Source organism: Psychrobacter sp. P11G5 (assembly GCF_001593305.1).
Classification (GTDB): Bacteria; Pseudomonadota; Gammaproteobacteria; order Pseudomonadales; family Moraxellaceae; genus Psychrobacter.
This window is the reverse complement of record NZ_CP012533.1, coordinates 245712-269497: the sequence shown is the minus strand read 5'-3', so window position 1 is coordinate 269497 and position 23786 is coordinate 245712. Positions and strand designations below refer to the sequence as shown.

Sequence of the window (23786 nt, the reverse complement as noted above, 5' to 3'; positions counted from 1 at the left end):
CTACATTGGCTATCTCAAAAGACTATAAAAGAGTAGAATACTCATAAGTAAACAATAGTTCTTTATTGAACTATTAGATTTCATATTTAAACTAATGTTTTGCATATTTAATAGGCAAAAGACTTTTTCAAAAAACTAAGATTAGTACTCTATTGAGTACTGAAAGGATGCAGTCTGTGCAAATGAACAAAACAACACTCATCATAGGTATAAGCTTATTGCTCGGCATTACTGCTTGCCAGCCCCCTTCAGATAAAACTGATTCATCAGATGCGACTTCAACGTCAGCACAATCTGTAGAGTCACCAAGTACCCAACCTCTCGTGGAAGCAAAAACGCCAAAAGCACTCACTAAAGCATTGGTAAAGTTATCTGAAAAAACATTAAAAGTGCAGCTCATTTGTACCAAGCTCGATGACACGATAAATGCTATTGATAATAAGAGTGAAATCGAAGATATTCATACAGTTCAGCGCCAAATAGATGCTTGCTTGCCAGTGGCTGACAACGCTGAGATACTGCGATGGCTAGAATACTACCAAGCGATGTATGGACGTTTTTTGAGTGCTGATAGCTCTATGGATGATGAAGCATTTTTCACCGTAATGGAAAATGTTGAACAAGATGGAAAATTGACGGTAGCACAATTAAAGCAGGTCAATCCTCGTGTCCGATACCTTATTAGTTTGGTAAGGAGCAGAGCTGACGTTAGTGTACGATATATGGGCGAAGATCATTTTGAATTTCATCACGACCTTTCGGCAATGGCTGATATGTTCACCCCCTATCTACCAGATGACCAAAGTGAATTTATCCAGCGGATGGCGCAAGACAACCAAGAGATATTTTGGTTCGATACTGCGATTGCCATATCTTTTGAAGAATTGGTTGAACGTGCTGTATTTTGGGAAGATTTTATAAGCCGTTACCCAGATAGTAGATTCTATGATGATGCCAACGCTTTGTTAGATACGTACCGCTATCTACTCTTTTTTGGTTCAGAGAACGTTCGATGGATCGATGACGATATACGTAAATTCTATCTCTTAAAAGATGAACGCTTGATGATGCAACTGGCCAAGCGTACTGACAGTCAACTGGCTGAAGACGTACAAAAACTCTTAGTATTTATGGAGCAGTCAGATAGCGAACGTCATCAGTTATACCCTGTACCTGATAAAGATGAAAACGGTCATAAAATAAATCAATGGGAAGTGACGCATTATCAATTAAATAAAGCGTTAGACATACCTTCGCTGCGTGATACAGTTAAAGATAGAAACTGTTTGCATGGCGTCACTTGTGTAGTCGAGACTGGGCAATAATTACACTGCTCAAATATCGATAAACAGAACATTCATGCAAAAAAACTTATGTAAAAAAACTTATGCAAAAAAACTTAAGGAACCTAATGCGTATTGCTGTTTTTTGTGGATCAAGACAAGGATCAGATCCAAAGCATGTAGAAAAAACAATTGAGTTGGCTCAAGTAATGGCAATCAAGAAGCTGAATATCGTCTACGGAGGCGGTAAGGTCGGGCTGATGGGTACACTGGCCGATACAGCCATCGCTGCTGGTGTGCATATCATCGGCGTTATTCCAGATCATTTGGCAGATAAGGAGCTGGCTCATACTGGGGTCAACGAACTTATTTTGGTAAAAAGCATGCATGATCGCAAAACCATTATGGCAAATCTTGCCGATGGTTTTATCGCTTTACCTGGAGGTCCTGGAACATTAGAGGAAATTTCGGAAGTCTGGACTTGGGGCCAGTTAGGACTGCACAATAAACCTTGTGGCTTCCTAAATGTGAACGGTTATTTTGATGGCCTATTTACCTTTTTTGAGACCATGGTTACTGGTGGTTTTATGAAGCAAGAGTATCTGGATATGCTGATAATATCAGACGATATCATAGAACTCTTTGATAAAATGGCAGCTTATACGCCACCTAAACCTAAATGGACAACTTAACGCTAAGTAAAAGCAGTCTAACGCTCCATAACTAAACCGTCTTTTTCTTAAATATAGTTAATGACAAGTTCAAAGACAAATACGTACCAATTAATATCACTATTGAGCCAATAATTGCGCCCAAATCTAACGCTTCGCCCAGCAATACATAACCAAAAAATATCGCAAAAATCGGAATGACTAAGGTAATACTCGTAGCTCGCATTGGACCAATATTTTTAATGAGCTGGTTCATAAAAATCAGTGCGATTGCCGTCGAAAACACCCCGATGCAGATGACAGATACCCAAGCTTGTAGACTAATGCTCTTACCATACGGAAACGCATACAGGCCAATGGGTAACATGACCATGCTCGCAATAATGGTCGAGCCTGCAGTGATAGCAATCGGTGATAAGCCTTGCAAATAGTTTTTGGTAATATTTGCCCCGGTCGCATAACCGACGCAGCCCAATAGAGCATAGCCCATCGGCAATAATCCCGCCATCAGACTTGAGTCTTGATCACTACCAGCAAACAAGCTTTCACTCATCAAAATGACGACACCTACAAGGCCAATAAACAAGCCAAGGATTTGTTTTTTTGAGAGCTTATCATTAAAAAACGTACTGGCAATAAAGCCACTCATCATCGGTACAGAGGCATTCAGCACCGCTAATACACCCGCGTTCACTGTCTGTGCTGAGAATGAAAACAGCACAAATGGAATGGCAGTAGAGAATAGACCAACAACGGCCAGTAGCTTCCAGTTTTCGCGAATGCCGCGTCGATTTTCTGAGCTGAGCAAAACGAAAACCAGCATGGTCAACCCTGCAAATAACACCCGTAGGCTTGCAAATGCTATCGAGCCAAACTCAGGCACACCAACGCGATAAAATATAAAAGATAGCGACCACATAAAAGAGAGGGTAAAAAAGATGATGAGGTCGCGTTTAGTCACTGGTTAATCCTATTAAGCGTTTAGACTACATTTTCTATAGTCAATCCACTATAAAAGTGTGACAGCGTTAACCTCGATTGAAGTATTAGATATACATCTGCACTCGGTTGCCTTGTACCACTTTTAAATTGAACCGACTATAAGTTTTGAAGAATGCTAAGTCGTAAAAAGTTATATTATTAAAAACATTATGTCGTTAAAAACGCCACGATGATAACTTTTTAATCGCTTGATAGATGCTGTTTTATGTATTTGTCGGTAATTAATTATTTATAACTTTACCTTATCCAAAATAAAATCAATGTCTTTGTCACCGCGCCCTGATAAGTTGACCAAAATAGTGTCATCAGGTGACATATCTTTGGCCACTCTCATCGCATAGGCAATGGCATGGGCGGTTTCTAAAGCGGGAATGATACCTTCTAATCGTGATAGCGCCATAAAGGCCTCTAGACATTCTGCATCTGTCGCAGACTCATAAGTGGCCAATTTCATATCACGTAACAGTGAATGCTGCGGGCCTACGCCTGGATAGTCCAAACCAGAGGCAATCGAGTGTACGGGGGCTGGCTCGCCATCCTTATCCAGCAAGACATAGCATTTAAAGCCATGAATCTCACCTTTCACACCCAGCGTCATGGTAGCTGCGTGATTTGGCGTATCTAAGCCCTCACCAGCAGGCTCCACCCCTACTTTTTCAACGCTCTCATCACCCAAAAACCCACTGAATATACCGATAGCATTAGAGCCGCCACCGACGCAGGCCACCACTTTATTAGGCAATTTACCAGTGGTCTCTAAAAACTGACCGCGCGCTTCACGACCAACGACCGATTGAAAATAGCTGACAATCTCAGGATAAGGCGCAGGGCCTAACGCTGAACCAATGGCGAACATACTGCTATCAAGCTCGTTAAGATACGTCTCAAAAGCGCTATCGACCGCTTCTTTCAGCGTCCCTGCGCCGCGTGATACAGGTACAATATTAGCGCCTAAAATTTTCATACGGCTGACGTTTGGATGTTCCTTTTCAATATCGACCACACCCATGTGAATCTCACATTCCAAGCCCATCAGTGCCGCTGCGGTTGCTAATGCAACCCCGTGTTGCCCTGCGCCCGTTTCGGCAATGACCTTGGTTTTGCCGAGCTTTTTCGCTAATAACACTTCACCCAAACAGTGATTAATTTTGTGCGCGCCAGTATGATTTAGGTCTTCACGCTTAAAGTAAATTTGTGCCCCACCGCAATGTTCGGTTAAACGTTTGGCGTGAAATATCGGGCTTGGTCTGCCGACGTAAGTCTCGCGCAAACGCTTCATCTCAGCGATAAAATCTTCGTCTTTGATAATCTCACGAAATCCTACTTCGATTTCTTCCATAGCTTTGGCAAGCTCTGGATGGCCTATTTTGCCACCGAACTCGCCATATAATCCCTCGCTACTCGGCAAAATAGATTGATGTAGGCCATAGCTGTCTGTCGTATTTTCTGTTGTCATCGTTAAACCCTAATATTTGAAATTGTGATATTTGAAATTTTAGTATGTGAAGTTTTAGTATTTGAAAAATTATCCAAGCAAATTATTTTTGTGGCGTTATAATAAGGCCATTGTATCTATGTTCTAGTACACTGAAACGTATTTTAAGTTAAGTCCTGTTTAAGGTCAATAACTAGAATTGATCTGAAAGTATTTATAGCTATCTCTTATTAGCGAATTTGATTTGATTAAGAAGGAGTAAACATGTCAAAAGAAACCCAGAAAGCGAATAATCAGACGAGCGAAGCTTATGATTATCTAATAAAGCTACTGGTTGAAACTGATAATACAGAACGTCTATCAGCGATATTCGATGCGCTCATGACAGAAAAAGAGCAAAAAGAGCTGGCCAATCGCTTAACCATATTTGCCCTACTACAGCAAGGCGTAACGCAAAGAGATATTAGTGCAAAGCTTGGCGTCGGCATTGCAACCGTTTCAAGAGGTGCTAAGGTATTTGGGCAACATCAAATTAATGAATTGCTACCTGATATTAGTGAGGGGCTTAAGCTATAAAACCTTAATAAATGACTAACAAGTGTCAAATAAATTCTGTCAGCGTAATAATAAAGAAACTTATGTTCGTTAAAGTGTTGCTTATAGAAAACTCATTCCAAAATCAGCTACAAAATCGGAAAACATATGCAACGACGACAGTTTATTAAATCAATGGGCTTAGGTGTAGCGGCAGTCAGTACATCCGCGGCGATCACTGGTTGCCAAACGCTTGCCAAGCAGCCAAAACTGCCTACTACCGTCACCCAAGTTGGATATTTTCCTAATATTATCGTCGGTAGTGGTTACGGCGGCGCAGTATCGGCCCTGCGATTAAGCGAAAAAGGGCATAAAGCGCTGATACTTGAGATGGGTATGCGCTGGGATAGAACGCCCAAGCACGATACTTTTTGCAAAATGATTACTGCGGATAAACGCTCAAGCTGGTTTAGCAATATGCCAAACGCCCCTATCCCGATTCCAATCCCTATCAGGAAATACCCCGGCGTTTTGGATTTAATCGAATATGATGAGATGAAAGTATTCGCCGGACGCGCTTATGGCGGCGGCTCTATCGTCAATGGCGCGATTGCCATTCAGCCGAGGCGCGCGCACTTTGAAGCAGTGTTTCCTTGGATTGATTCTGATGAGATGTACAACACTTACTTTCCAAAGGCGATGGAGGAATTAAAAGTCAGTCAAATTCCTGAATCTTTTTTTAATCAATCCGAGCATTACGAATTTACCCGCGCTGCTGAACGCCAAGCAGAAAAAGCAGGCATGAAAACGGAGTTTTTCGGTAACAGCTACGACTTTGACTATATGCAACGTGAAGCCAAAGGTGAAGTCTATAAATCGGGACTCGGCGGTGAAGTCATTTACGGCAATAACGCAGGCAAGTTCTCACTCGACTTAACTTACCTAAAAGACGCTGAAGCGACGGGTAACGTTACGGTCAAAACCCTGCGCAAAGTAAATAGCATACAAGCGCTCGATAATGATCAACTCAGATTAGAAGTACATGTCATTAATACTACTGGCGGCATTGATAAAATTGAGCATTACACCTGCGACAAACTATTTCTAAACGCTGGCAGTACTGGCACCTTAGAGCTGCTACTCAAAAGCCAAGCGGAAGGCAAGCTTAATCACTTAAACGAGCATATTGGTCAACATTGGGGGCCAAACGGTAACATCATGACGGGACGCAATTTCGTCCATGCCGCGGGCACTACCCAATCTACCATTCCCGTCAAAGGCATTAATATGTGGGACGGCGATAGAGGTGGCTCTAAGTACAAAATCTTCGCCGAACTCGCGCCATTGCCATTGGGACTTGAGACGTGGACAACGCTATATCTTGCCATCACTGACAACCCAGAACGCGGCAATTATTACTATGATAAAGCCACAAAAACCGTCAAACTTAACTGGAAACGTGAGCAAAATGAGTACTCGGTAAACGCTGCTAAAGAGCTGATCGAAAAACTCGCCAAAGTAAATGGTGGCTCGACTTCAAGCTTATTATTCACCAAAGGCTTCGGCGATAACTTCTGCTATCATCCGCTTGGCGGTTGTGTATTAGGCTTGGCAACTGATGAATTTGGACGCGTCAAAGGGCATAAAAATATATACGTGCAAGATGGCGCGTTAATCCCTGGTAGCGCTGGGGTCAATCCGTATGTCTTTATCACGGGACTTGCCGAGCGTAATATGGCGAGTATTTTGAGGGAAGATTTTGGGTAGGTGTTAAAGCTGTAGAGGTTAGAAGTAAAAAAACGCTTTTTAGTAGCGTTTTTTTTGGTTATAGATTTGGTGGAGCTAATTCTGCCATCAGCTTATATCTGCTCGTTTAGCCTAAACCATGTCTCAAGATGACTGTTGTTATTTACGTAAAGCAGCCTTATATTCTTCGGCGACTTTTTTTATTGCTTCAAGACGTTTTTCCATATCTAAGGGATAAGCATCTAAGATAGTATCTTCACATTCTTTTTTGAACTTATGTATTTTATTTTTTCCGTGACTTGAAGATATATGATATCTAGGATTGTCTTTGATTCCTAATTTCCATATAACTGCTTCAATATGATTTGTACTTATTTTTACGACATTACATAATGCAGATTTTGTTAACTGATGCGTTATTGCAAAATCTGTTGGTTTAGCTATTTCTACACCATGTTTTATCTCAACTTTCCTTACCACATAATAAGCATTTTCTCCATCATCTTCATCCTCGACAAACCTACCGCTATCTATCCAGTTTAGGTTTCGCGCTGTATCATTCGTTAGAAATACAGATGCAGAGTTATCATTCTCGGACAGTTCTTGTGCGTCAATAATAGCGGCTCTATCCATTCCAACCTTATTTAAAAGAGTAATATTATCTATCATAGACTTAAAGAATTTCTCTTTTTCATTATCAAGTATAATCCTTAAGTCTCCGTATTTAATCTCATCTGATGAAGCAGAGTAGCGGTAATAAATGGCACCTTCTCTTAATATTTCTTTCTGTGGTTTGCCTTGTATTACTAGAGATTTTGATTTCCTACAAATTACAGGTCTATTCATTGATGGTTTTATAATCAAACAATGAATATCCTTGCCAAGTAAATCTATAGTTTTTGATTCAAACAAAATTTCAGGCTCAAAATACTCCTTTAAGAAGTTAGTAAATACAACATCATCAGGTATTTCATTTTCCTTTACGCCTATTAGCTCTCTAGGCTGATTTCTAATGCCAAAAAATAAAACTCCACCCTCTCTATTAGCAAAAGACGCCATAGTTCGAGCTAGCTTTGGTAAATTACCATTGTCAAATTTTAGCTTAAATTCTCTACGTTCACTTTCTCTGTTACTAACTCTTTTAGTCAAGACGTCAACATTAAGTACTAACAACTCATTTAATTTTAATATCTTTTTATTTGACATCTATTTTCACCAAGGTAGTCTTCAAATGAATTTTTATTCACTTAAGTTTAGTCCTAATAGTAGCATAAGAGTAAGTGAGATTTTAAAATATCACCGGTCAACTTGGGGAGCGGTTTAGCCCTGATAGTAGCGGTATCCTGACGCCGACGATGGCGTTGCGGACTATGGCTGGGGGTGGTCGCTCGAATGTTGGAACGCCACCAGACAAACTAGTCCGCACGCCATCGACAAGTTAGATACAAGCGGATAGCAGGATTGGCTCCAACAACTAACCATTACTCGAAAACTTATAAATCGTCTTCTCAACATCCAACTAAAACACTCTGCTCTACCTCAATATTCAAATCCTAAAACCATCCTCCCTACCACACAGCCATTGAATTAAAGCCCCTCATCAGCAACAATAGCTTCTACCAACAATCTCCATAATAAAAAGGATAAATAATGAAACTGCGCATCTTAAAATCAAGCGTTACCAACCCTTGGTTTAACCTCGCCACCGAGGATTGGATATTTAATACCCTCAATCCCGACTCGCACACGCTATTCTTATGGCGCAATAGCGAGACCGTGGTCATTGGGCGCTCGCAAAATCCGTGGGTAGAATGCAAAATCGATAAGATGGAAGAAGACGATGTGTTTTTGGCAAGGCGTCAGAGTGGCGGTGGCGCGGTGTTTCATGATTTGGGCAATACCAACTTTACCTTTTTATCGCCCAAAGACGACTATGACCAAGAAGCGAACTTTACCATCATTATTAATGCGTTAAAGAAACTGGGCATAGACGCTGAGCTGTCCGGTCGTAATGATATGCAAGTCGGTGATAAAAAGATATCAGGTAGCGCCTTTAAACATGCGGCGGATCGCAGTTTTCATCATGGTACGTTATTGGTGAATGCCAATATGCAAAAGCTGGGCGATTATCTCAATCCGCATCCGCTTAAACTCAAAGCAAAAGGCATTAAGTCCGTGCGTTCTCGCGTGGCGAACTTAGTTGAATTTAATGAAGACATCAATCACGAGACTTTATCCGAGGCGATTATCGAGGCGTTTTGCGAATACTATCGTGACACTGATTATGGGGACACTGCGCCAGTAGAAGAATTGGATGAAGCCAGTCTCGCCAAGCAGCCTAACCTGAATAAATACTATCAACAAATGGCGGATTGGGATTGGCGCTTTGGCAAGACCCCTGAATTTACTCATCACATTGAGACGCGCTTTGATTGGGGCATTATTGATTTGCACCTTGATGTAAAGCACGCAGTCATTAGCGAGGTGGTCATCTTCTCTGATGCGCTAAACGTTGAATTAATTGATCTATTAAAAGATACGTTGACTGATATTAAATATGATAGACATGAAGTAAAAGCCAAGCTTGCTGAGCTCAGCAAAGCGCATTCTGATTTGGCAGCGCATATTGATGACGTGTCTGAGTGGTTGACTAGCGAAATGGAAGGTTAGATTTTTGCTTGTTATTAATAATGAATAAAGAGAGTCAAGTTCCTCTTGCAGTCAATTACTCAAAAGCCTTCATAGTTCACGCCGATTGAGCTTACCATATAATTTATACCTTTAAACAAACTTAAGTTTGATATTTAGCGTTATAGCCATCTATAATGTCACGCAAATAATAGATTTTTTTAAAATCTAAACTTCGGGCATTTAAGCAAGGTAGCACTATGGCAGCCTATATCACCGTTGGCGCAAAGACCTCTCATGGTGGGACGGTAATCTCCGGCTCACCGCACACCACTCATAACGGCATCCCTGTCTCGCGTAAAGGCGACAAAGTCATCTGTAAAAAATGCAAAAAGGTCACCACCATTGTTAGTGGTGATGCATCCTTTATCGTCGATGGCGCACCCATCGCACGTGGCGGCGATGTGACCAGCTGCGGCGCTAAGCTGATTGCTATTCAACAGTCGTTTTGTGAATCGGATTTTGAGGTGTTTGGGGTTGAGCAGCCAACGCCTTTGGTGTTTGCGAAGTCGGATCCAGATAGTATGTTTGCTAGCTTTGCAGCTTCTGACAATAAAGATTCTGAAGATGAAATGTCTGATGAGGAGTTAGGGATTTGGGTTGACGTATCTACTGAACAAGCATTGAAAGACAGTGGGCTTTGGGCAGGAGCAGGTACTCCTGAAGAGCTAATTTATCAAGAACGTCTTAATTCTCTATGAATAGATGTCAATGGTGATCGTGCGAAATACCATGAAGGTGTGCAAAAAATTGGAGATGAAGCGGGATTGGTTTTTGACATTATGTCATTTCCGCTAGGTTGGGGTGCTCTATCTGCTAAGACTAGCGTTAAAGCTGGACAGTACGTGATTCGAAAACGAGCGGTAAGTAATAACAATATCTACAGAGACTCTGAAAAAGGTTTCGACTGGACTTCTACTAAGAAAAGAGCTCCTAATACAAACCTAGCAGAGCATTGGAGTAAACATAGCAAAGAATTTCCTGAGCTAAAATCTCAAAATGACTACTATCGTCATGCTCAAGAATTTGTCAGTGACCCTCCGCGTGGAACTTTAAATAAAACCAGAAAGAATGGTGATACGGTTCTATATAATCCGAAAACAAACACATTTGCCGTCAAAACGAAAGATGGTGCACCTCGAACAATTTTCAAGCCTGATGCTTCCACACATCCCTACTCAACTAATTTGGAATATTTTCATGCTCAATAGAGAGTTACACAGTTGTAAAATATGCGGTTACTATGATGAGGATTTCTTGCCATGGGGTCTTGACGGTGAATTCCCATTATATGAAATATGTCCTTGTTGTGAAGCGGAGTCTGGTTATGAGGACTTTACCTTAGAATCCATTATTCATAATCGTAATAAGTGGATTGAATCTCCAAAATTTAAATCGAATGAGAAATATAGAGAGCAATTAGTTAACTACTTGGAATATTTAAAACAGATTAAATAACCTAGTTTTGAAAAATATTATTGAGTATGTAGGAAAATAATCAGTGAAAATAAGAGGTAAAAAATATAAATTATCTGATATTTCACTTATTGCTTTCGTTATTATTTTATTTATATGGACTGTAGACCTAGAACCAAATAAAGATCTTGAAATATACCAACAAGAATTGATTACAAAGGAAAGTTGGTTACTTTCTGAACTGAATAATATCGCAGATTTTTTAAACTTTGATGAAAGTGATTATGACTATACCAACCGCGAAGACTGATTTCACGCTAGATGATATTGCAGGTAAATTCAATAGACGAGCAAAAGCGCATCCTAAGTTGTCAGCGCAAATTGGTGTTTTTGAGCAGTGGTTGGTTAGAAAGATGGAAGGTTAGATTGTAGAATTGATGGTTCATAATTCTTATACAATATATATTTATATTTCCTTATAACAGCCTATTAAGGTGACTGACAATGTCGGACAATCAAGACTCTATATATAATGATCTGAAAATAAAAATACCGAAGAGAGCTAAACTTATCGCTATAGGATGGCTTGTTATTTGTGGAGTCATTTTTTTATTTTGGCTAAATTGCTCTCCTGATAATACAGTAGGTTCATTATCACTCGGCGACATTGGTGCATTTTTGTCAGGCATATTTTCTATATTAGCATTTTATGGTTTTATAGAAGCTTATCTAATCCAAAGTCAAGAACTTAGGCTGCAACGTCTTGAACTCAAAGAATCTATAAAAGCTCAAAAAGGTTCTGAACAAGCTCTCAAAGAGCAATCAGAGGCGCTAAAATCCCAACTCAAAATTAATGAAGAGCAATTTAATCTTTATTTGTTAGAAGCCAAAGCCAAGATACCAGTTTTTAATCTTCTCAAAGTACATACTTTTACAATGGAATTCTTGCACAAAGACAATCGTACTTCAAATGAAATTGACTTGTTGGAAGAATCTATAAGTTCACTACCTTTTGAAAAGGATACATATAAATTAACAGAAATAACCGTCTCCATAGAAGTAAATAATACTGGGGGTGGAGGAAAACTCATAGATATAAAAAAGCTAACAGAAATTAACAGCTCATATTATTATCATAATAACAACTTTCGCATTATCGATAATTCAGAAAATGAAATATGTAACGAATACTTAATAGACTTCTATTTTAAAATTGAGTCGATGGACTTAGATATTTTTCAAAGCCCTCAAATATTCAAGGATTTTATTGTTAGCTTTATTGAAAGCATAAAATTTGAGAATAACTTTAGAAGTTATGAAAGATCTTATAAACAGAAGTATCAGATTTGCAGAACTAGTGTGTTTAATCCATTTCTACAGCACAAGAACTCTCCGATTCAAAATTTTGAACAAGTCAGAATGCAAGAATTATTAGCATTTGGTTATGACATAGAAATTTTTGAATAAAATATAATTGCGATAACCACTTCAAGGAAAAAGTAAAAAACGGTAGGAAATCTCTCCCCTACCGTTTCATTATTACTACTATGTTTTAAAACCTAAAACCCTAAATCGCCGCCGCAACCTCTGCCCCATCACGAATCGCACGTTTGGCATCCAGCTCAGCCGCCAGTTTCGCGCCACCGATTAGATGGTATTGTGCATCGGGTGCATCACCGACATTTGGCATCAGCTCTACCACTGACTCTTGACCAGCACAGACTACCACGCTATCGACACGTAGCAGTTGGCTTTGACCTTGGTTATTAGTTATCCAAATACCTTCGTTAGTGATTTTTTCGTACTGTGCACCCGATACTTGGATGACGCCATGCGATTTGACATGAGCGCGGTGTACCCAACCTGTGGTTTTGTTGAGGCCGCGACCCAAGCGTCCTTTAGTACGCTGCATGAGGTACACTTGGCGAATAGGCGTGATTCCCTCAGGCTTAATCAAGCCGCCATCAGTTTGATAGCTAGGCTTAGCAGTGACACCCCATTCTTCGCGCCATTCACTAATCGACTGCGCCTTTGGACGATAGTTTGGATCTTTGAGCGTTTCAGGAGCTAGCTCATCGAGTGGCTGACCATGACGCGCAGTGAGATATTCGCTGACGTCAAAGCCAATACCACCAGCGCCAATGACAGCGACCGTATCACCGACTGACTTCTCACCAGATAGCAATTCTGCATAGCTCATTACTTGTGGCAAATCAGCACCTTCAAGCTTACCTGCTAAGCTTCTTGGCACCACGCCAGTAGCGACGATGACATGATGGAATTTGGCTTTCTCAAGCATTGCTTTATCGACTTTGGTATTAAGTTTAATCTCGACGCCTAAATGCTCAAGCTCATTGATGTAGTAGCGGATAGTCTCAAAGAACTCTTCTTTACCAGGGATGACTTTGGCATAGTTAAACTGCCCACCCAAGATGTCTTTTGCTTCAAATAGAGTGACGTCATGACCACGTAGCGCTGCAACATGAGCAGCTGACATGCCAGCAACACCGCCACCGATGACCGCGACTTTTTGCGGCTTTTTAGTTTTCTTATAGACCAGCTCGGTCTCATGACACGCTTGCGGGTTGACCAGACAAGTTGAGCGTTTATTCTCAAAGGTATGATCGAGGCAAGCTTGGTTACACGCGATACAAGTATTGATACGGTCAGCTTCGCCATTTTTAGCTTTATTAACCCAGTTGGCATCAGCGAGAAACGGACGTGCCATTTGAATCAAGTCGGCCTGACCGTTAGCGACAATTTTTTCAGCGGTGTCTGGCATATTGATACGGTTGGCCGCCATCATCGGGATACTGATGTGCTTTTTAATTTCAGCGGTAAAGTCAACAAAGGCAGCACGTGGTACGCTAGTGACAATCGTCGGAACGCGCGCTTCATGCCAGCCAATACCAGTATTCATGATAGTCACGCCCGCTTCTTCTAGCGCTTTAGCCACAGTGATGACTTCATCCATGACATTGCCGTCTTTAACTAAGTCAATAACTGACAAACGGAATAAGATAATAAAATCTTCACCAGCTGCCGCGCGAACAGCCTTAACCACATCAACCGCAAACTTCATACGATTTTGAATATTGCCGCCGTATTCATCAGTACGTTTATTCACATGACGTGATAAGAATTGATTAAGTAGATAGCCTTCAGAGCCCATGATTTCGACACCATCATATCCCGCTTGCTTGGCAAGACGAGCTGAACGCGCAAAGTCTTTCACCGTCTGCTCGATGTTTTTAATACTCATCTTACGCGGTTTGAATGGCGAGATTGGTGATTTAATGGGACTGGCTGATACGGCAAAAGGATGATAACCATAGCGACCACTGTGCAATATTTGCATGATGATTTTGCTATCATATTTATGCGCCGCACGAGTGACACGCTGATGGTTGATGACGTCGGCTCTCGTATTCATGGTGCCGCCAGCAGGCAACAACCAACCTTCACGATTGGGCGAGATACCACCAGTAATCATCATTGCCACGCCACCTTTGGCACGCTCCGCGAAATACGCCGCCAATTTACCGTAGTTATAAAAACGATCTTCAAGTCCCGTATGCATAGAGCCCATAACCACACGGTTTTTGAGGGTAGTAAAGCCCAAATCTAATGGCTCAAATAGATGGGGGTAATGCTTAGCCGCATTGGTAGCATCCATAGTTGTGTCAGTGCTAGCAATACGATCAGAGGTCTTAGTGTTTGAATCTTCTGGGCTTGCAATATTGGAGCTGGCGCTCATATCATTGTCCTTATGAATTAGTGGGTTGTACTGTTATAACTTGCTCACAATAATCTGATGTCATCGGCAACCTAATTTCCCATACGGTAGTACAGTCTACTTTCGGCTTTCTTGTATTCATGTCATTGAGTATGAGGTATATTAGGCTTAAGAATGTTAAATATTTAATGATTCAGTGTTAATTCTATCGTAACACACCGCTATTATTATCAGCTACGCAGACAAGCGACTGACGAGTGAACAGTATGTTTACAACACCATGTTCATAACATTATTTGCCATGCCTTTTGTTTATGCCGCATAGTTAAGTAAAGGCCACAAAACAAGCTCGCTTTCTAAGTACAGTTGTCTATAATAAACGGGTTAAATGTTAGTAAAGATAACTATTAACATGCAAAATCCAATATAAAAAACCGCTAAATCCATAATACGATAAAAATAAAGGACTATCCCTATGACCGACTTTCACACGGGTCTCGGCAAAAATGCAGCCAACTACCAACCGCTTACCCCAATTGATTTTATTATCCGTAGTGCGCAAGTCTATCCTGACAAGACCGCTATCATCTATGACGATTTAGAGCAAAATGATCTTACCCAAACGTGGCAACAAACTTATGATCGTTGCAGACAATTGGCTGATGGCCTGCGTAAGCTTGGTATTGATAAGAATGATACGGTCGCGGTCATGATGCCGAATACCCCAGCGATGGTCGAGTGTGCCTTTGGTGTACCGATGTCAGGCGGCGTACTTTGTACCCTAAATACGCGACTCGATATCAATGCCCTTACCTTTTGCTTGCAGCATTCAGAAGCCAAAGTGTTAATTTTAGATAGCGAATTTGCTGAGCATGCTGAGATTATAGATGAAGCTTTTCCAAACTTAATCGTCATTCATGCGACAGATGCTGCTGTCGATGTCGAGCGTTTTGGCAAGATGAGCTATGAGGAGCTGGTTGCCAGCTCAGACAGCTTAGATAATTGGGAAAAGCCAGCAGACGAATGGGAAGCTATCGCGCTCAATTATACTTCTGGTACCACAGGCAAGCCTAAAGGTGTGGTCTACCATCATCGCGGTGCCACTCTCAATGCTGTATCCAACATTTTAGATTGGGATATGCCCAAACATCCAATGTACTTATGGACGCTCCCACTATTTCATTGCAATGGATGGTGCTTTCCGTGGACTATCGCTGAGCGTGCTGGCGTCAACGTCTGCTTGCGTAAAATTGACGGCAATTTGATTTTGCAGCTGATTGCTAAGCATAAAGTGACTCATTATTGCTCAGCGCCTGTCGTACATAATATGATCGCAAGTGGCAAGCCTGAGTATAAAGAAGCAATTAAACATGAAGTTAAGGGCTGGGTCGCTGGGGCGCCACCGTCTGAAACCATGCTGGCAGAGATGGAAGCCATGGGTTTTCATATCTCTCATGTTTATGGTCTCACTGAAGTATATGGACCAGTCACTGTCTGCGCTGAACAAGAAGAGTGGGATGAGCTTGATGTTGCTGCACGTGCGCAGAAAAAATCGCGTCAAGGCGTGACTTCGCATCTAATGACTGGCTTTGAGGTGTTTAAACAAGGCACGACTGAACCAGTTGCGGCTGATGGTGAGGAAATGGGCGAGCTGGCATTACGCGGCAACATGGTGATGAAAGGCTACCTAAAGAGCCGTAAGGCGACCGAAGAAGCGTTTGCTGATGGCTGGTTCCGTACCGGTGATTTGGGTGTCAAATACCCTGACGGCTATATCAAAATTATGGATAGGCTCAAAGATATCATCATCTCAGGTGGCGAAAATATCTCTAGTATCGAAGTCGAAAACGTCTTGTATAAGTTGCCTGCGATTCAAAGCTGTGCTGTCGTTGCCGCCCCGCATGATAAATGGGGCGAAGTACCAGTGGCCTTTATCGAGATTCATGAAGGCAGCACCTTGCAGCGCGATACCGTGATGGAGCATTGCAAACAGCATTTAGCGGGTTTCAAAGTACCTAAATACATCATCTTTGCTGAAATTCCAAAAACCAGTACGGGTAAAGTACAAAAATTTGAGCTGCGTCAAGCGGCTAAGTCATTGGCTCATGAAACCCCAAAAGTTACTCCAAGTGCAACATAACCCATAACTTAATAGCCAGTAACATTATAAGTTATTGGCTATTAAATTGAAGTTATAAGAAAGGTCAGCCTAATTGAATTTAGGCTGACCTTTTGTTGTTAACACTGCATTGACTCTATAATAAGTAAGGCTATTATTTCTTATAATATTTTTGAGAGCTATCAACCAAGCCCATGCTAATTAAGCTTTGGCTCAAGCCATTGATAAACCAGCATCCCTATTATCATCGCTGGAATAAATACATAAGCCTGCCACTGTCCGGTACCAAGCAGTACAATACCTGGCCCTGGGCAAATACCCACCAAACCCCAACCGATACCAAATAACATCGCCCCGATTAATAGCTTTTTATTGATAACCGTCTTGCTGGGCATATCAATTAAGGGGCCAATCCAGCTGGTCTGTTGACGCTTGGCCAATTGTACGCCGACAATCGCCACCGCAAGACCACCACCCATCACCAGTGCTAGAGAAATATCCCACGCACCAAAGACATCTAAGAACCCTTGTACTTTCACAGGATCGGTCATACCTGATACCAGTAATCCAAACCCGAACAATAACCCTGCCAGTAATCCAATTATATTTTTTAGCATTGTTGTATCTCGCTATTATCTTTTATTAATAGTGTTGAGCGCCGTCTGTGCAATACGCTACTTATACCGTTTAACATTTACAGTAGCCCTAGTACATGTCGACCGATATAGACGGTCACGATACCAAAGAACATAAAAGTTGCCGTTGCCGCCATAGAACGTGGTGACATGCGCGCATTACCGCAAATACCATGGCCACTCGTACAACCTGAGCCTAGACGCGTACCGAAGCCAACCAGCAAACCTGCGCCGATTAATAATGGCAAAGAAGTACTAATTTCCACATCAGGGAGCGGTCTTGCCAGCTTATACAGCAATGGCGAGGCAACGAGACCAAGTATGAATAATACCTGCCACATCTCGACGCGCTTAGGTTTAAGCAGGCTTGAAAAAATACCACTTATACCTGCAATACGTCCAATACCCAGTAGCAGGATGACGGTCGCTGCCCCTAGCATTAAACCACCTACTAGGGAGATTGGAGTAAATGCTTGCCAGTCTACTTGTATACTCATAACGCATTACCTATCAGTTTTTATTAAGTATTTACTTGGTTTACGATTTATTAAAATACATTATATTATAAAACATAATAAAAAGGTAAAAAAATACTGAACCCAGTATTACAAAGGCTCAGTATTTTTTAGCTAGAAGTATCTTATTAGATAGAGGTATTATTTAGCCAATACTTCGTCAAGCACTGACTCAAAACGCTGTACCGCACCGTCAATATCCGTCAGCTTATCTAAGCCGAATAATCCTAAACGGAAGGTTTTGAAGCTCTCAGGCTCACCCACTTTCAATGGTACGCCAGAGGCAATCTGCATGCCAGCTTCAGCGAAGGCGCTACCTTTATGCATATCGTCACGTTCAGTATAAGAAACGACCACCCCAGGAGCTTTAAAGCCATCGGCAGCGACGCTCTCAATGCCTTTATCTTCTAGCACTTTACGGACGCGTTTGCCTAATTCCCACTGCGCGTCGCACAATTTATCAAAGCCAATTTCTTTCGCTTCATTAATCGCATCGCGGAACTGACGCAAGCTATCAGTCGGCATCGTGGCATGATAAGCATGACCACCATTCTCATAGGCGCGCATGATATTTAACCACTGCTTTAAATCAAGGCTAAAGCTATTTGATTCGGTACTGTCTACTTTTTTAACAGCAGCATCGCTTAGCATAACGAGACCGGCACAAGGAGTGCTGCTCCAGCCTTTTTGCGGGGCGCTGATAAGCACATCAATACCCAACGCTTTCATATCCAACCAGACGCAACCTGAAGCAATACAGTCAATTACTAATAAGCCGCCAACGCTATGAGTCGCATCTGCTAACGCTTTGATATAATCTTCTGGCAAGATGATACCGGCTGATGTCTCGACATGCGGAGCAAAAACGATCGCTGGTTTTTGTTCTTTAATTTTAGCAACGGCGGTTTCGATATCGACGGGTGCAAACGGTTTTGGCGCATCGGTATCTTCAGTACGATCAGCGGTTAAAACCGTAGACGACTTGGCAATGTTGCCTTTTTCTAAAATTTGCGTCCAGCGATAGCTGAACCAACCGTTACGGATGATTAGACAGTCTTGATCTTTTGCTAACTGGGCGGCAACTGCTTCCATGCCATAAGTACCAGAGCCTGGAACGATGGCGACTGCGTCAGCATTATAAACTGATTTGAGCTCGCTAGATAAGTCATTCATTACTTGCTGAAAGACTTTGGACATATGATTGAGGGCGCGGTCAGTATAAACCACTGAATACTCTAATAAACCTTCTGGGTCGATATCTTGACGTAATGCAGTCATGGGACATTCCTTGTTTGTTGTTAGATTATTTAGATGTTATTAAGCTTTGGTTGTGACAAAGCTTGGTTACAGCAAAACTTAGCTACTAAGTTTAGGCGCTAATATAGATATAACTAACTAGGTAACAATGTTGAATCATGGTTGAGTAATCGCTGAATAACAGATATCAACTAATGAATACCAAATAATGATAGAGGGTATGACATAGGATTGACGATATAGCACTTTATCCTAGCGCTATTGCCGTTGGTGATTGTGTCTTGTACATCTTAGGTTTTATGAAAAACGAAATCATACATGACGTTTGCGCCATTATAGGTGCTACGCGGCGGTAGGCGAGTAATAATGGTCACTGACAACTTGTCAAAGCAAAACATATTAAACTAAAATAAGCGCGGTAATACTGATAGCGAAGACCGCCTTATTATCATTTAATACCAATATGACAGCTTGATATTAGCACTGATAATGACGGTTGACAACGGTTTGTTCATGTAACGATATAGCCTGCGCAATTTACGATTTTCTCGCAACTAATAGCCGCTTATTAGCGTTTACGATAGGCATCATGCAGACCCGATACCACAAAGTCTAGTAATTCACTATCGCCTTCGCGGGCGGCCTTACGCATAAGCTTCGATGGCGCGTGGGTTAACGTTTGGGTGAGACGCCGTGATAGTTCAGTAATGATATCTTCAGCACTCGCATCCCCTTGCTCAAGCTTGGCAATAGACTCATGCAGCAGCTTATCAACTTGGGTATGAGTGGACATCCGATAATGCTGAATATCTTTCCCTACTTGCCGTACTTGGAAGCTTCGCTCCATCTCAACGACCAGTTGGCTGACTAGCAGCTCAGCATCGACAGCCGCTTGCCTACGCTGTTCAAGATTGCCTGCGATTACATGTTGCAGGTCATCGACAGAATAGAGGTAAACATCATCTATCCGACTGATGGTTGAATCGATATCACGCGGTACTGCCAAGTCTATCATCAGCATCGACCGATAACGACGACGTTTTAGCGCTTGTATGGCCATCGTTTTATCAATCAATAAATCCATACTACCACTACAGCTACTCACAATATCAGCCTCTGCCAATACTTGTGGCAGCTCTTGTAAGGATCTAACCTCCACCCTGCGGTTGGGATTACGTAGCTCAGCCGCCAAGGCCTCGGCACGCTCAGGATTACGGTTGCAAATGATAATGCGCCCTACCCCAAGCCCTGCAATATGGGTCGCCACTAAGCGGTTCATCTCACCTGCCGCAACCACCAATAAGGTGCGACTAGGCAAATCATCAAAGATTTGGGTGACCAGTTTGGCCGCTGCAAAGCCGAGCGATACAGCTTGAGCGCCAACTTGGGTTTCATTGCGTACGCGTTTAGCCGCTGCAAACACCTGATCGACAACCCAGCCCAATTGATTGCTCAATGCATTTTCATCTTGCGCAAGATGCACGGCCCGTTTTATCTGACCGAGAATTTGCGGTTCGCCCAATATCATTGAGTCAAGGCCAGCGGCGACTCGTAGCCAATGGGTAAGCGCATGCGTATCACGATGCACATATAGATAAGGATCAATCTCAGTTAACGACAACTGCTTAAAGTTGGCAAGCCATGTTTTAATCTGCATAACGTGAGCGCTAATGGCAGCTGAGGAAACACTGGAGCTGGCAATAGTGTCGCTACTAAGCGTGTTATCATCTGATGCAAAATCATTATCGATAACTTGTAACTCTGGAATTTGCGAGGCTGATGAGTGAGGCAATGTTGTTTGAGGCACTAGAGCGTAGATTTCAGTACGGTTGCAAGTTGAAACAATCACGCTACCATCAGTAAAGACCTCTAACTGCTCAAGAGCGATGTTCACATCTTCACCCACAAGCGCCAAACGCTCTCGTAGAGCGACTGGTGCAGTTTTGTGATTAACCCCAATGACCACTAATCTCATTATCGATAGACCATAAACATAACGCTCACTGATATCATCAACTGTCACAAGGTGTCAAAAAGCAGCTGGCAAAAACATGCTCAGACACACCACAGTCGGACGTTAGCCGATGCATAAATGACGTGACGTTATTGATTTAAATAGGTTATATAGCAGATGCTATGAATATAAAACCGCTTATTATATCATTGTTACTGGTTTTATTTAACACTCACCTATCTGCGATAGCTGTTTGCTTGTATCTGGGCACATGAACAACAAATCAACCGCAATATCTGCTTTTAATTATTATCATTAATATCTACTATATTGATACCCAATATAGAGACTTATTATTCTGTATAGACGAACCTAGTAGACAGTCTGAAGTAAAAATTGAGGGTAGCCAATCTCAAACTGATAACAACAATCAGTATGCTACTATTAAGGCAGACTTTTTAATACGTTTGCTTTTTTAGAGCAGTTGAACATCTTATCATGATGCTAATAGCGGTTATTTTGGCTTTCAGTTAACATGAGTACTATTGTTTACTGTAGTCATCCGCTTTTATAATAAAGTGTCTTTTTTTACTGGTGAATACCATTATTCTATGATTTTTTTTGGGTTGTTATTTCAATCAAAACTCGCGCTGCAACTTGCATATGACAGTCAGCTTAGTATTCAGGATTTGTTAGACAGCATTTTGTCTCGTCTACGTCAGCGCCGCAAGCTAACCTTATTATTAGCCGCTTGGTTGTGCTTGGGAACTTCTGCTCATGCAAATTTCGTCGATACGCCGTCATTGTTATGTACACCTGAGACAGTAATAGTAGATATTGCTAATGATGCTAATGATAGTTCTATCAAAAACAACAGCACTCAACATGCTGTGTTTCATAGAAACAGTGCCGAGGTGACAACATCTCCATTGATGCCTAGCTCAATAATTGAAGATACTGACGATATTGATAGCTTTGATAATAGTTTTGATGATAGTGATGAGTTAGAAGATAAGTCAGAGGAGCAATACCCAAATAGCACAGTCAACATTGCTAGCTTACCGCCAGCGACTGTATTACAACCAAAGCTTAGCGAGCCTAGCCTATATGCGCTACTAGACGCTGAATTTGCTGCTGATCGCGGTAATATTGAGCGTGCATTAACGCTTTATAAACAGCAGTCTTTTAAAGAAGATGCGACAGCGGTATTTGAGCGCGCGCTTAGTTTATCGTTGCGTCATGATAATGTGGGTGATTCATTACAATTTGCCAAAATGTGGCAAGATCAAAACCCTGACCATGTTCCTGCTTGGTTCTATGTGGCGCATTTAGCGCTTAAAGCTCATGATTACACTTTGGCGGGTGAGTCCTTAAACCGTATTTTACGCTATGATCCACGTACCGATTTGAGTGATATATTGATTGGTATTTATCCAACGACAGACAAAGATCAACGTGAGCTTCTAGAAGCCTTACAGCCAATTAATAGTGAACAAAATGCCTCGCTCTCAGTATTAAAAGCAGGTTTACTCTATCAGTTTAATGAGCCTGAGATAGCAATTGTCCATATCAATCGAGCCTTATTAGGTCAGCCTGATTATGTTCCCTTTATTACCTTAAAAGCCGATATCTTGCGCAAGATCGAACCGGCAGAGACGGTAATCAATTATGTCAGCCAAGCACGCCTGCGTAATCCTGATAGTAAGAGTTTATACCTATATGAAATTCGCTATTTGCTTGATTTAAAGCAAAGCCAAGAAGCGTGGCAATTACTACTTGATGCCCATCAACGCTTTAATGATGATGCAGAGATTACTTTATTGGCTGCTTTAGTCAGCTTAGATATTGAAGAATATCGTAGCGCTGATCAACTGCTTAACATGTTGGCAAAAACTCCTACCTATCTTGATCAAGCTTACTATTATTTAGGTATTAGTGCGGAGCGTCAGCAGCGCTTCGAGCAGGCCAAGTCCTACTTAAATAGCGTCATGCAAGAAGACTTGGTACTGGCTGCACGTAAAAAAGTCGTCGACTTTGAGCTCCTAGATGGCAATATTGATGCTGCAATAAAAATCTTAGACAAGCTCCGTGAACAATTTGCAGTCTTCGCGCCTGAAACTTATGTTTTACAAGCGAATATCCTATGGCAGCATGATAAGGCTGATGAAGCCTTACAGCTATTGACTCGCGTCAGTCGCAAGTACCCTAATAACCAAACGATAGTATTCGCCCGGGTCCAATTGCTTGACGATCGCAATGACTATATCGTTAAACGTACTTTGCTCAATCATTTGCAAGCACTAGATCCTAGCAACCTATCTTACCAGCTCAGCTACGCACAATTGCTGTTATCTAATGATCAAAACTCTGAACAAGGGTTAGAGCTTGCACAAGCGATTGTCCAAGTTCGTTTCGATGATCCACGTTACGATAATGAGCTGCATCTGCAAGCTCTAAACGTATTGGCTAGCAGTGCTTTGGCTAATGAAAACTATGGGCAAGTAATTAGTTACTTACAAACCCCTTATGATGTGCTGCCAACGTTGCGTTCAGGCGTACTCTTGCTGCGCGCTTATCAAGGATTAGGCGAAAGCGATAAGGTCAATGCATTATTAGAGGACTTGCAACAGCGCTTTTCATTCGGACAACATAACGTCAACGATCGCGTACAGCTCTATTAATGTTTCGTCGATTTAACGGTATTCATCTGCTTGTGTTATATACAATCGTTACTCATGCCGCCAATAAGTCTTTAACAACAGGGCATAACTGGGTAACAAATTGAGCGTAGTATT

At 41.7% G+C, this 23786-nt stretch carries 19 protein-coding genes; 11 read left to right on the top strand and 8 right to left on the bottom strand.

What is annotated here, in order from left to right; translation table 11 throughout:
- Nucleotides 1-176 precede the first annotated feature (176 nt).
- Nucleotides 177-1325, top strand: coding sequence for a hypothetical protein (locus AK825_RS01165; RefSeq protein WP_149038739.1), 1149 nt, complete (start codon nucleotides 177-179; stop codon nucleotides 1323-1325).
- Between the two features lie 86 nt (nucleotides 1326-1411).
- Nucleotides 1412-1975, top strand: coding sequence for a TIGR00730 family Rossman fold protein (locus tag AK825_RS01160; RefSeq protein WP_068033999.1), 564 nt, complete (start codon nucleotides 1412-1414; stop codon nucleotides 1973-1975).
- A 31-nt stretch (nucleotides 1976-2006) separates the two neighbouring features.
- On the opposite strand, the gene AK825_RS01155 is transcribed toward AK825_RS01160, so the two are convergent.
- Together AK825_RS01155 and trpB are read right to left on the bottom strand one after the other, a co-directional pair.
- On the bottom strand, nucleotides 2007-2915 hold the full coding sequence (locus AK825_RS01155) for a DMT family transporter (RefSeq protein ID WP_068033997.1): 909 nt from the start codon (nucleotides 2913-2915) through the stop codon (nucleotides 2007-2009).
- 270 nt (nucleotides 2916-3185) lie between these two features.
- Nucleotides 3186-4412, bottom strand: a complete 1227-nt coding sequence (gene trpB, locus AK825_RS01150; protein WP_068033995.1) for a tryptophan synthase subunit beta — start codon at nucleotides 4410-4412, stop codon at nucleotides 3186-3188.
- Between the two features lie 243 nt (nucleotides 4413-4655).
- Here trpB and AK825_RS01145 point away from each other — a divergent pair, with 243 nt between their 5' ends.
- Both AK825_RS01145 and AK825_RS01140 read left to right on the top strand, forming a co-directional pair.
- Nucleotides 4656-4967 (top strand): Trp family transcriptional regulator, encoded by a 312-nt coding sequence (locus tag AK825_RS01145; RefSeq protein WP_068033993.1) that lies wholly within the window; start codon nucleotides 4656-4658, stop codon nucleotides 4965-4967.
- 126 nt (nucleotides 4968-5093) lie between these two features.
- The gene (locus AK825_RS01140) at nucleotides 5094-6692 is read left to right on the top strand and encodes a GMC oxidoreductase (protein ID WP_068033991.1); all 1599 of its coding nucleotides are present in this window, start codon (nucleotides 5094-5096) and stop codon (nucleotides 6690-6692) included.
- 138 nt (nucleotides 6693-6830) lie between these two features.
- Here AK825_RS01140 and AK825_RS01135 read toward each other — a convergent pair whose 3' ends face one another.
- Complete coding sequence (locus tag AK825_RS01135; protein WP_068033989.1) at nucleotides 6831-7877, bottom strand: ATP-binding protein; 1047 nt, start codon at nucleotides 7875-7877, stop codon at nucleotides 6831-6833.
- 444 nt (nucleotides 7878-8321) lie between these two features.
- On the opposite strand from AK825_RS01135, the gene AK825_RS01130 reads away from it, so the two are divergent.
- From AK825_RS01130 to AK825_RS01105, 5 genes are all read left to right on the top strand, one after another.
- Nucleotides 8322-9341 (top strand): lipoate--protein ligase, encoded by a 1020-nt coding sequence (locus AK825_RS01130; RefSeq protein WP_082787127.1) that lies wholly within the window; start codon nucleotides 8322-8324, stop codon nucleotides 9339-9341.
- A gap of 218 nt (nucleotides 9342-9559) precedes the next feature.
- Nucleotides 9560-10060 carry a PAAR domain-containing protein gene (locus tag AK825_RS14935; protein WP_082787126.1) on the top strand — a complete coding sequence of 167 codons (501 nt, stop codon included), beginning with the start codon at nucleotides 9560-9562 and terminating at the stop codon, nucleotides 10058-10060.
- 39 nt (nucleotides 10061-10099) lie between these two features.
- Complete coding sequence (locus AK825_RS01120) at nucleotides 10100-10570, top strand: hypothetical protein (protein WP_068033985.1); 471 nt, start codon at nucleotides 10100-10102, stop codon at nucleotides 10568-10570.
- Between the two features lie 489 nt (nucleotides 10571-11059).
- Complete coding sequence (locus AK825_RS14745) at nucleotides 11060-11200, top strand: hypothetical protein (protein ID WP_158511261.1); 141 nt, start codon at nucleotides 11060-11062, stop codon at nucleotides 11198-11200.
- A gap of 79 nt (nucleotides 11201-11279) precedes the next feature.
- The gene (locus AK825_RS01105) at nucleotides 11280-12242 is read left to right on the top strand and encodes a hypothetical protein (RefSeq protein ID WP_068033978.1); all 963 of its coding nucleotides are present in this window, start codon (nucleotides 11280-11282) and stop codon (nucleotides 12240-12242) included.
- 100 nt (nucleotides 12243-12342) lie between these two features.
- On the opposite strand, the gene AK825_RS01100 is transcribed toward AK825_RS01105, so the two are convergent.
- Nucleotides 12343-14451 (bottom strand): NADPH-dependent 2,4-dienoyl-CoA reductase, encoded by a 2109-nt coding sequence (locus AK825_RS01100; RefSeq protein ID WP_068038862.1) that lies wholly within the window; start codon nucleotides 14449-14451, stop codon nucleotides 12343-12345.
- Nucleotides 14452-14986: 535 nt separating this feature from the next.
- On the opposite strand from AK825_RS01100, the gene AK825_RS01095 reads away from it, so the two are divergent.
- Entirely contained in the window at nucleotides 14987-16651 is a 1665-nt protein-coding gene (locus AK825_RS01095; protein ID WP_068033976.1) for an AMP-binding protein, read from the top strand.
- A gap of 176 nt (nucleotides 16652-16827) precedes the next feature.
- On the opposite strand, the gene AK825_RS01090 is transcribed toward AK825_RS01095, so the two are convergent.
- The 4 genes from AK825_RS01090 to hemA all read right to left on the bottom strand — a co-directional run bounded on the left by AK825_RS01090 (nucleotide 16828) and on the right by hemA (nucleotide 21012).
- The gene (locus AK825_RS01090) at nucleotides 16828-17247 is read right to left on the bottom strand and encodes a DUF6691 family protein (protein ID WP_068033975.1); all 420 of its coding nucleotides are present in this window, start codon (nucleotides 17245-17247) and stop codon (nucleotides 16828-16830) included.
- Between the two features lie 77 nt (nucleotides 17248-17324).
- Nucleotides 17325-17762: a YeeE/YedE family protein gene (locus AK825_RS01085; RefSeq protein ID WP_068033973.1), complete on the bottom strand. Its 438-nt coding sequence runs from the start codon at nucleotides 17760-17762 to the stop codon at nucleotides 17325-17327.
- Between the two features lie 159 nt (nucleotides 17763-17921).
- On the bottom strand, nucleotides 17922-19058 hold the full coding sequence (locus tag AK825_RS01080; protein ID WP_068033970.1) for an aminotransferase class V-fold PLP-dependent enzyme: 1137 nt from the start codon (nucleotides 19056-19058) through the stop codon (nucleotides 17922-17924).
- A 547-nt stretch (nucleotides 19059-19605) separates the two neighbouring features.
- A complete protein-coding gene (gene hemA, locus AK825_RS01075; protein ID WP_068033968.1) occupies nucleotides 19606-21012 on the bottom strand; it encodes a glutamyl-tRNA reductase in 1407 nt (468 codons plus the stop codon).
- 605 nt (nucleotides 21013-21617) lie between these two features.
- Between hemA and AK825_RS01070 the strand changes: the two genes are divergently transcribed.
- A complete protein-coding gene (locus AK825_RS01070; protein ID WP_227514093.1) occupies nucleotides 21618-23672 on the top strand; it encodes a tetratricopeptide repeat protein in 2055 nt (684 codons plus the stop codon).
- Nucleotides 23673-23786 lie beyond the last annotated feature (114 nt).

Coding starts and splice junctions, on each gene's coding strand:
- AK825_RS14935 (WP_082787126.1), top strand. CDS start 9,560: ATGGCAGCCTATATCACCGTTGGCGCAAAGACCTCTCATGGTGGGACG.
- AK825_RS01130 (WP_082787127.1), top strand. CDS start 8,322: ATGAAACTGCGCATCTTAAAATCAAGCGTTACCAACCCTTGGTTTAAC.
- AK825_RS01105 (WP_068033978.1), top strand. CDS start 11,280: ATGTCGGACAATCAAGACTCTATATATAATGATCTGAAAATAAAAATA.
- AK825_RS01135 (WP_068033989.1), bottom strand. CDS start 7,877: ATGTCAAATAAAAAGATATTAAAATTAAATGAGTTGTTAGTACTTAAT.
- AK825_RS01145 (WP_068033993.1), top strand. CDS start 4,656: ATGTCAAAAGAAACCCAGAAAGCGAATAATCAGACGAGCGAAGCTTAT.
- AK825_RS14745 (WP_158511261.1), top strand. CDS start 11,060: ATGACTATACCAACCGCGAAGACTGATTTCACGCTAGATGATATTGCA.
- AK825_RS01100 (WP_068038862.1), bottom strand. CDS start 14,451: ATGGATGCTACCAATGCGGCTAAGCATTACCCCCATCTATTTGAGCCA.
- AK825_RS01160 (WP_068033999.1), top strand. CDS start 1,412: ATGCGTATTGCTGTTTTTTGTGGATCAAGACAAGGATCAGATCCAAAG.
- trpB (WP_068033995.1), bottom strand. CDS start 4,412: ATGACAACAGAAAATACGACAGACAGCTATGGCCTACATCAATCTATT.
- AK825_RS01085 (WP_068033973.1), bottom strand. CDS start 17,762: ATGAGTATACAAGTAGACTGGCAAGCATTTACTCCAATCTCCCTAGTA.
- AK825_RS01080 (WP_068033970.1), bottom strand. CDS start 19,058: ATGACTGCATTACGTCAAGATATCGACCCAGAAGGTTTATTAGAGTAT.
- AK825_RS01090 (WP_068033975.1), bottom strand. CDS start 17,247: ATGCTAAAAAATATAATTGGATTACTGGCAGGGTTATTGTTCGGGTTT.
- AK825_RS01140 (WP_068033991.1), top strand. CDS start 5,094: ATGCAACGACGACAGTTTATTAAATCAATGGGCTTAGGTGTAGCGGCA.
- AK825_RS01095 (WP_068033976.1), top strand. CDS start 14,987: ATGACCGACTTTCACACGGGTCTCGGCAAAAATGCAGCCAACTACCAA.
- hemA (WP_068033968.1), bottom strand. CDS start 21,012: ATGAGATTAGTGGTCATTGGGGTTAATCACAAAACTGCACCAGTCGCT.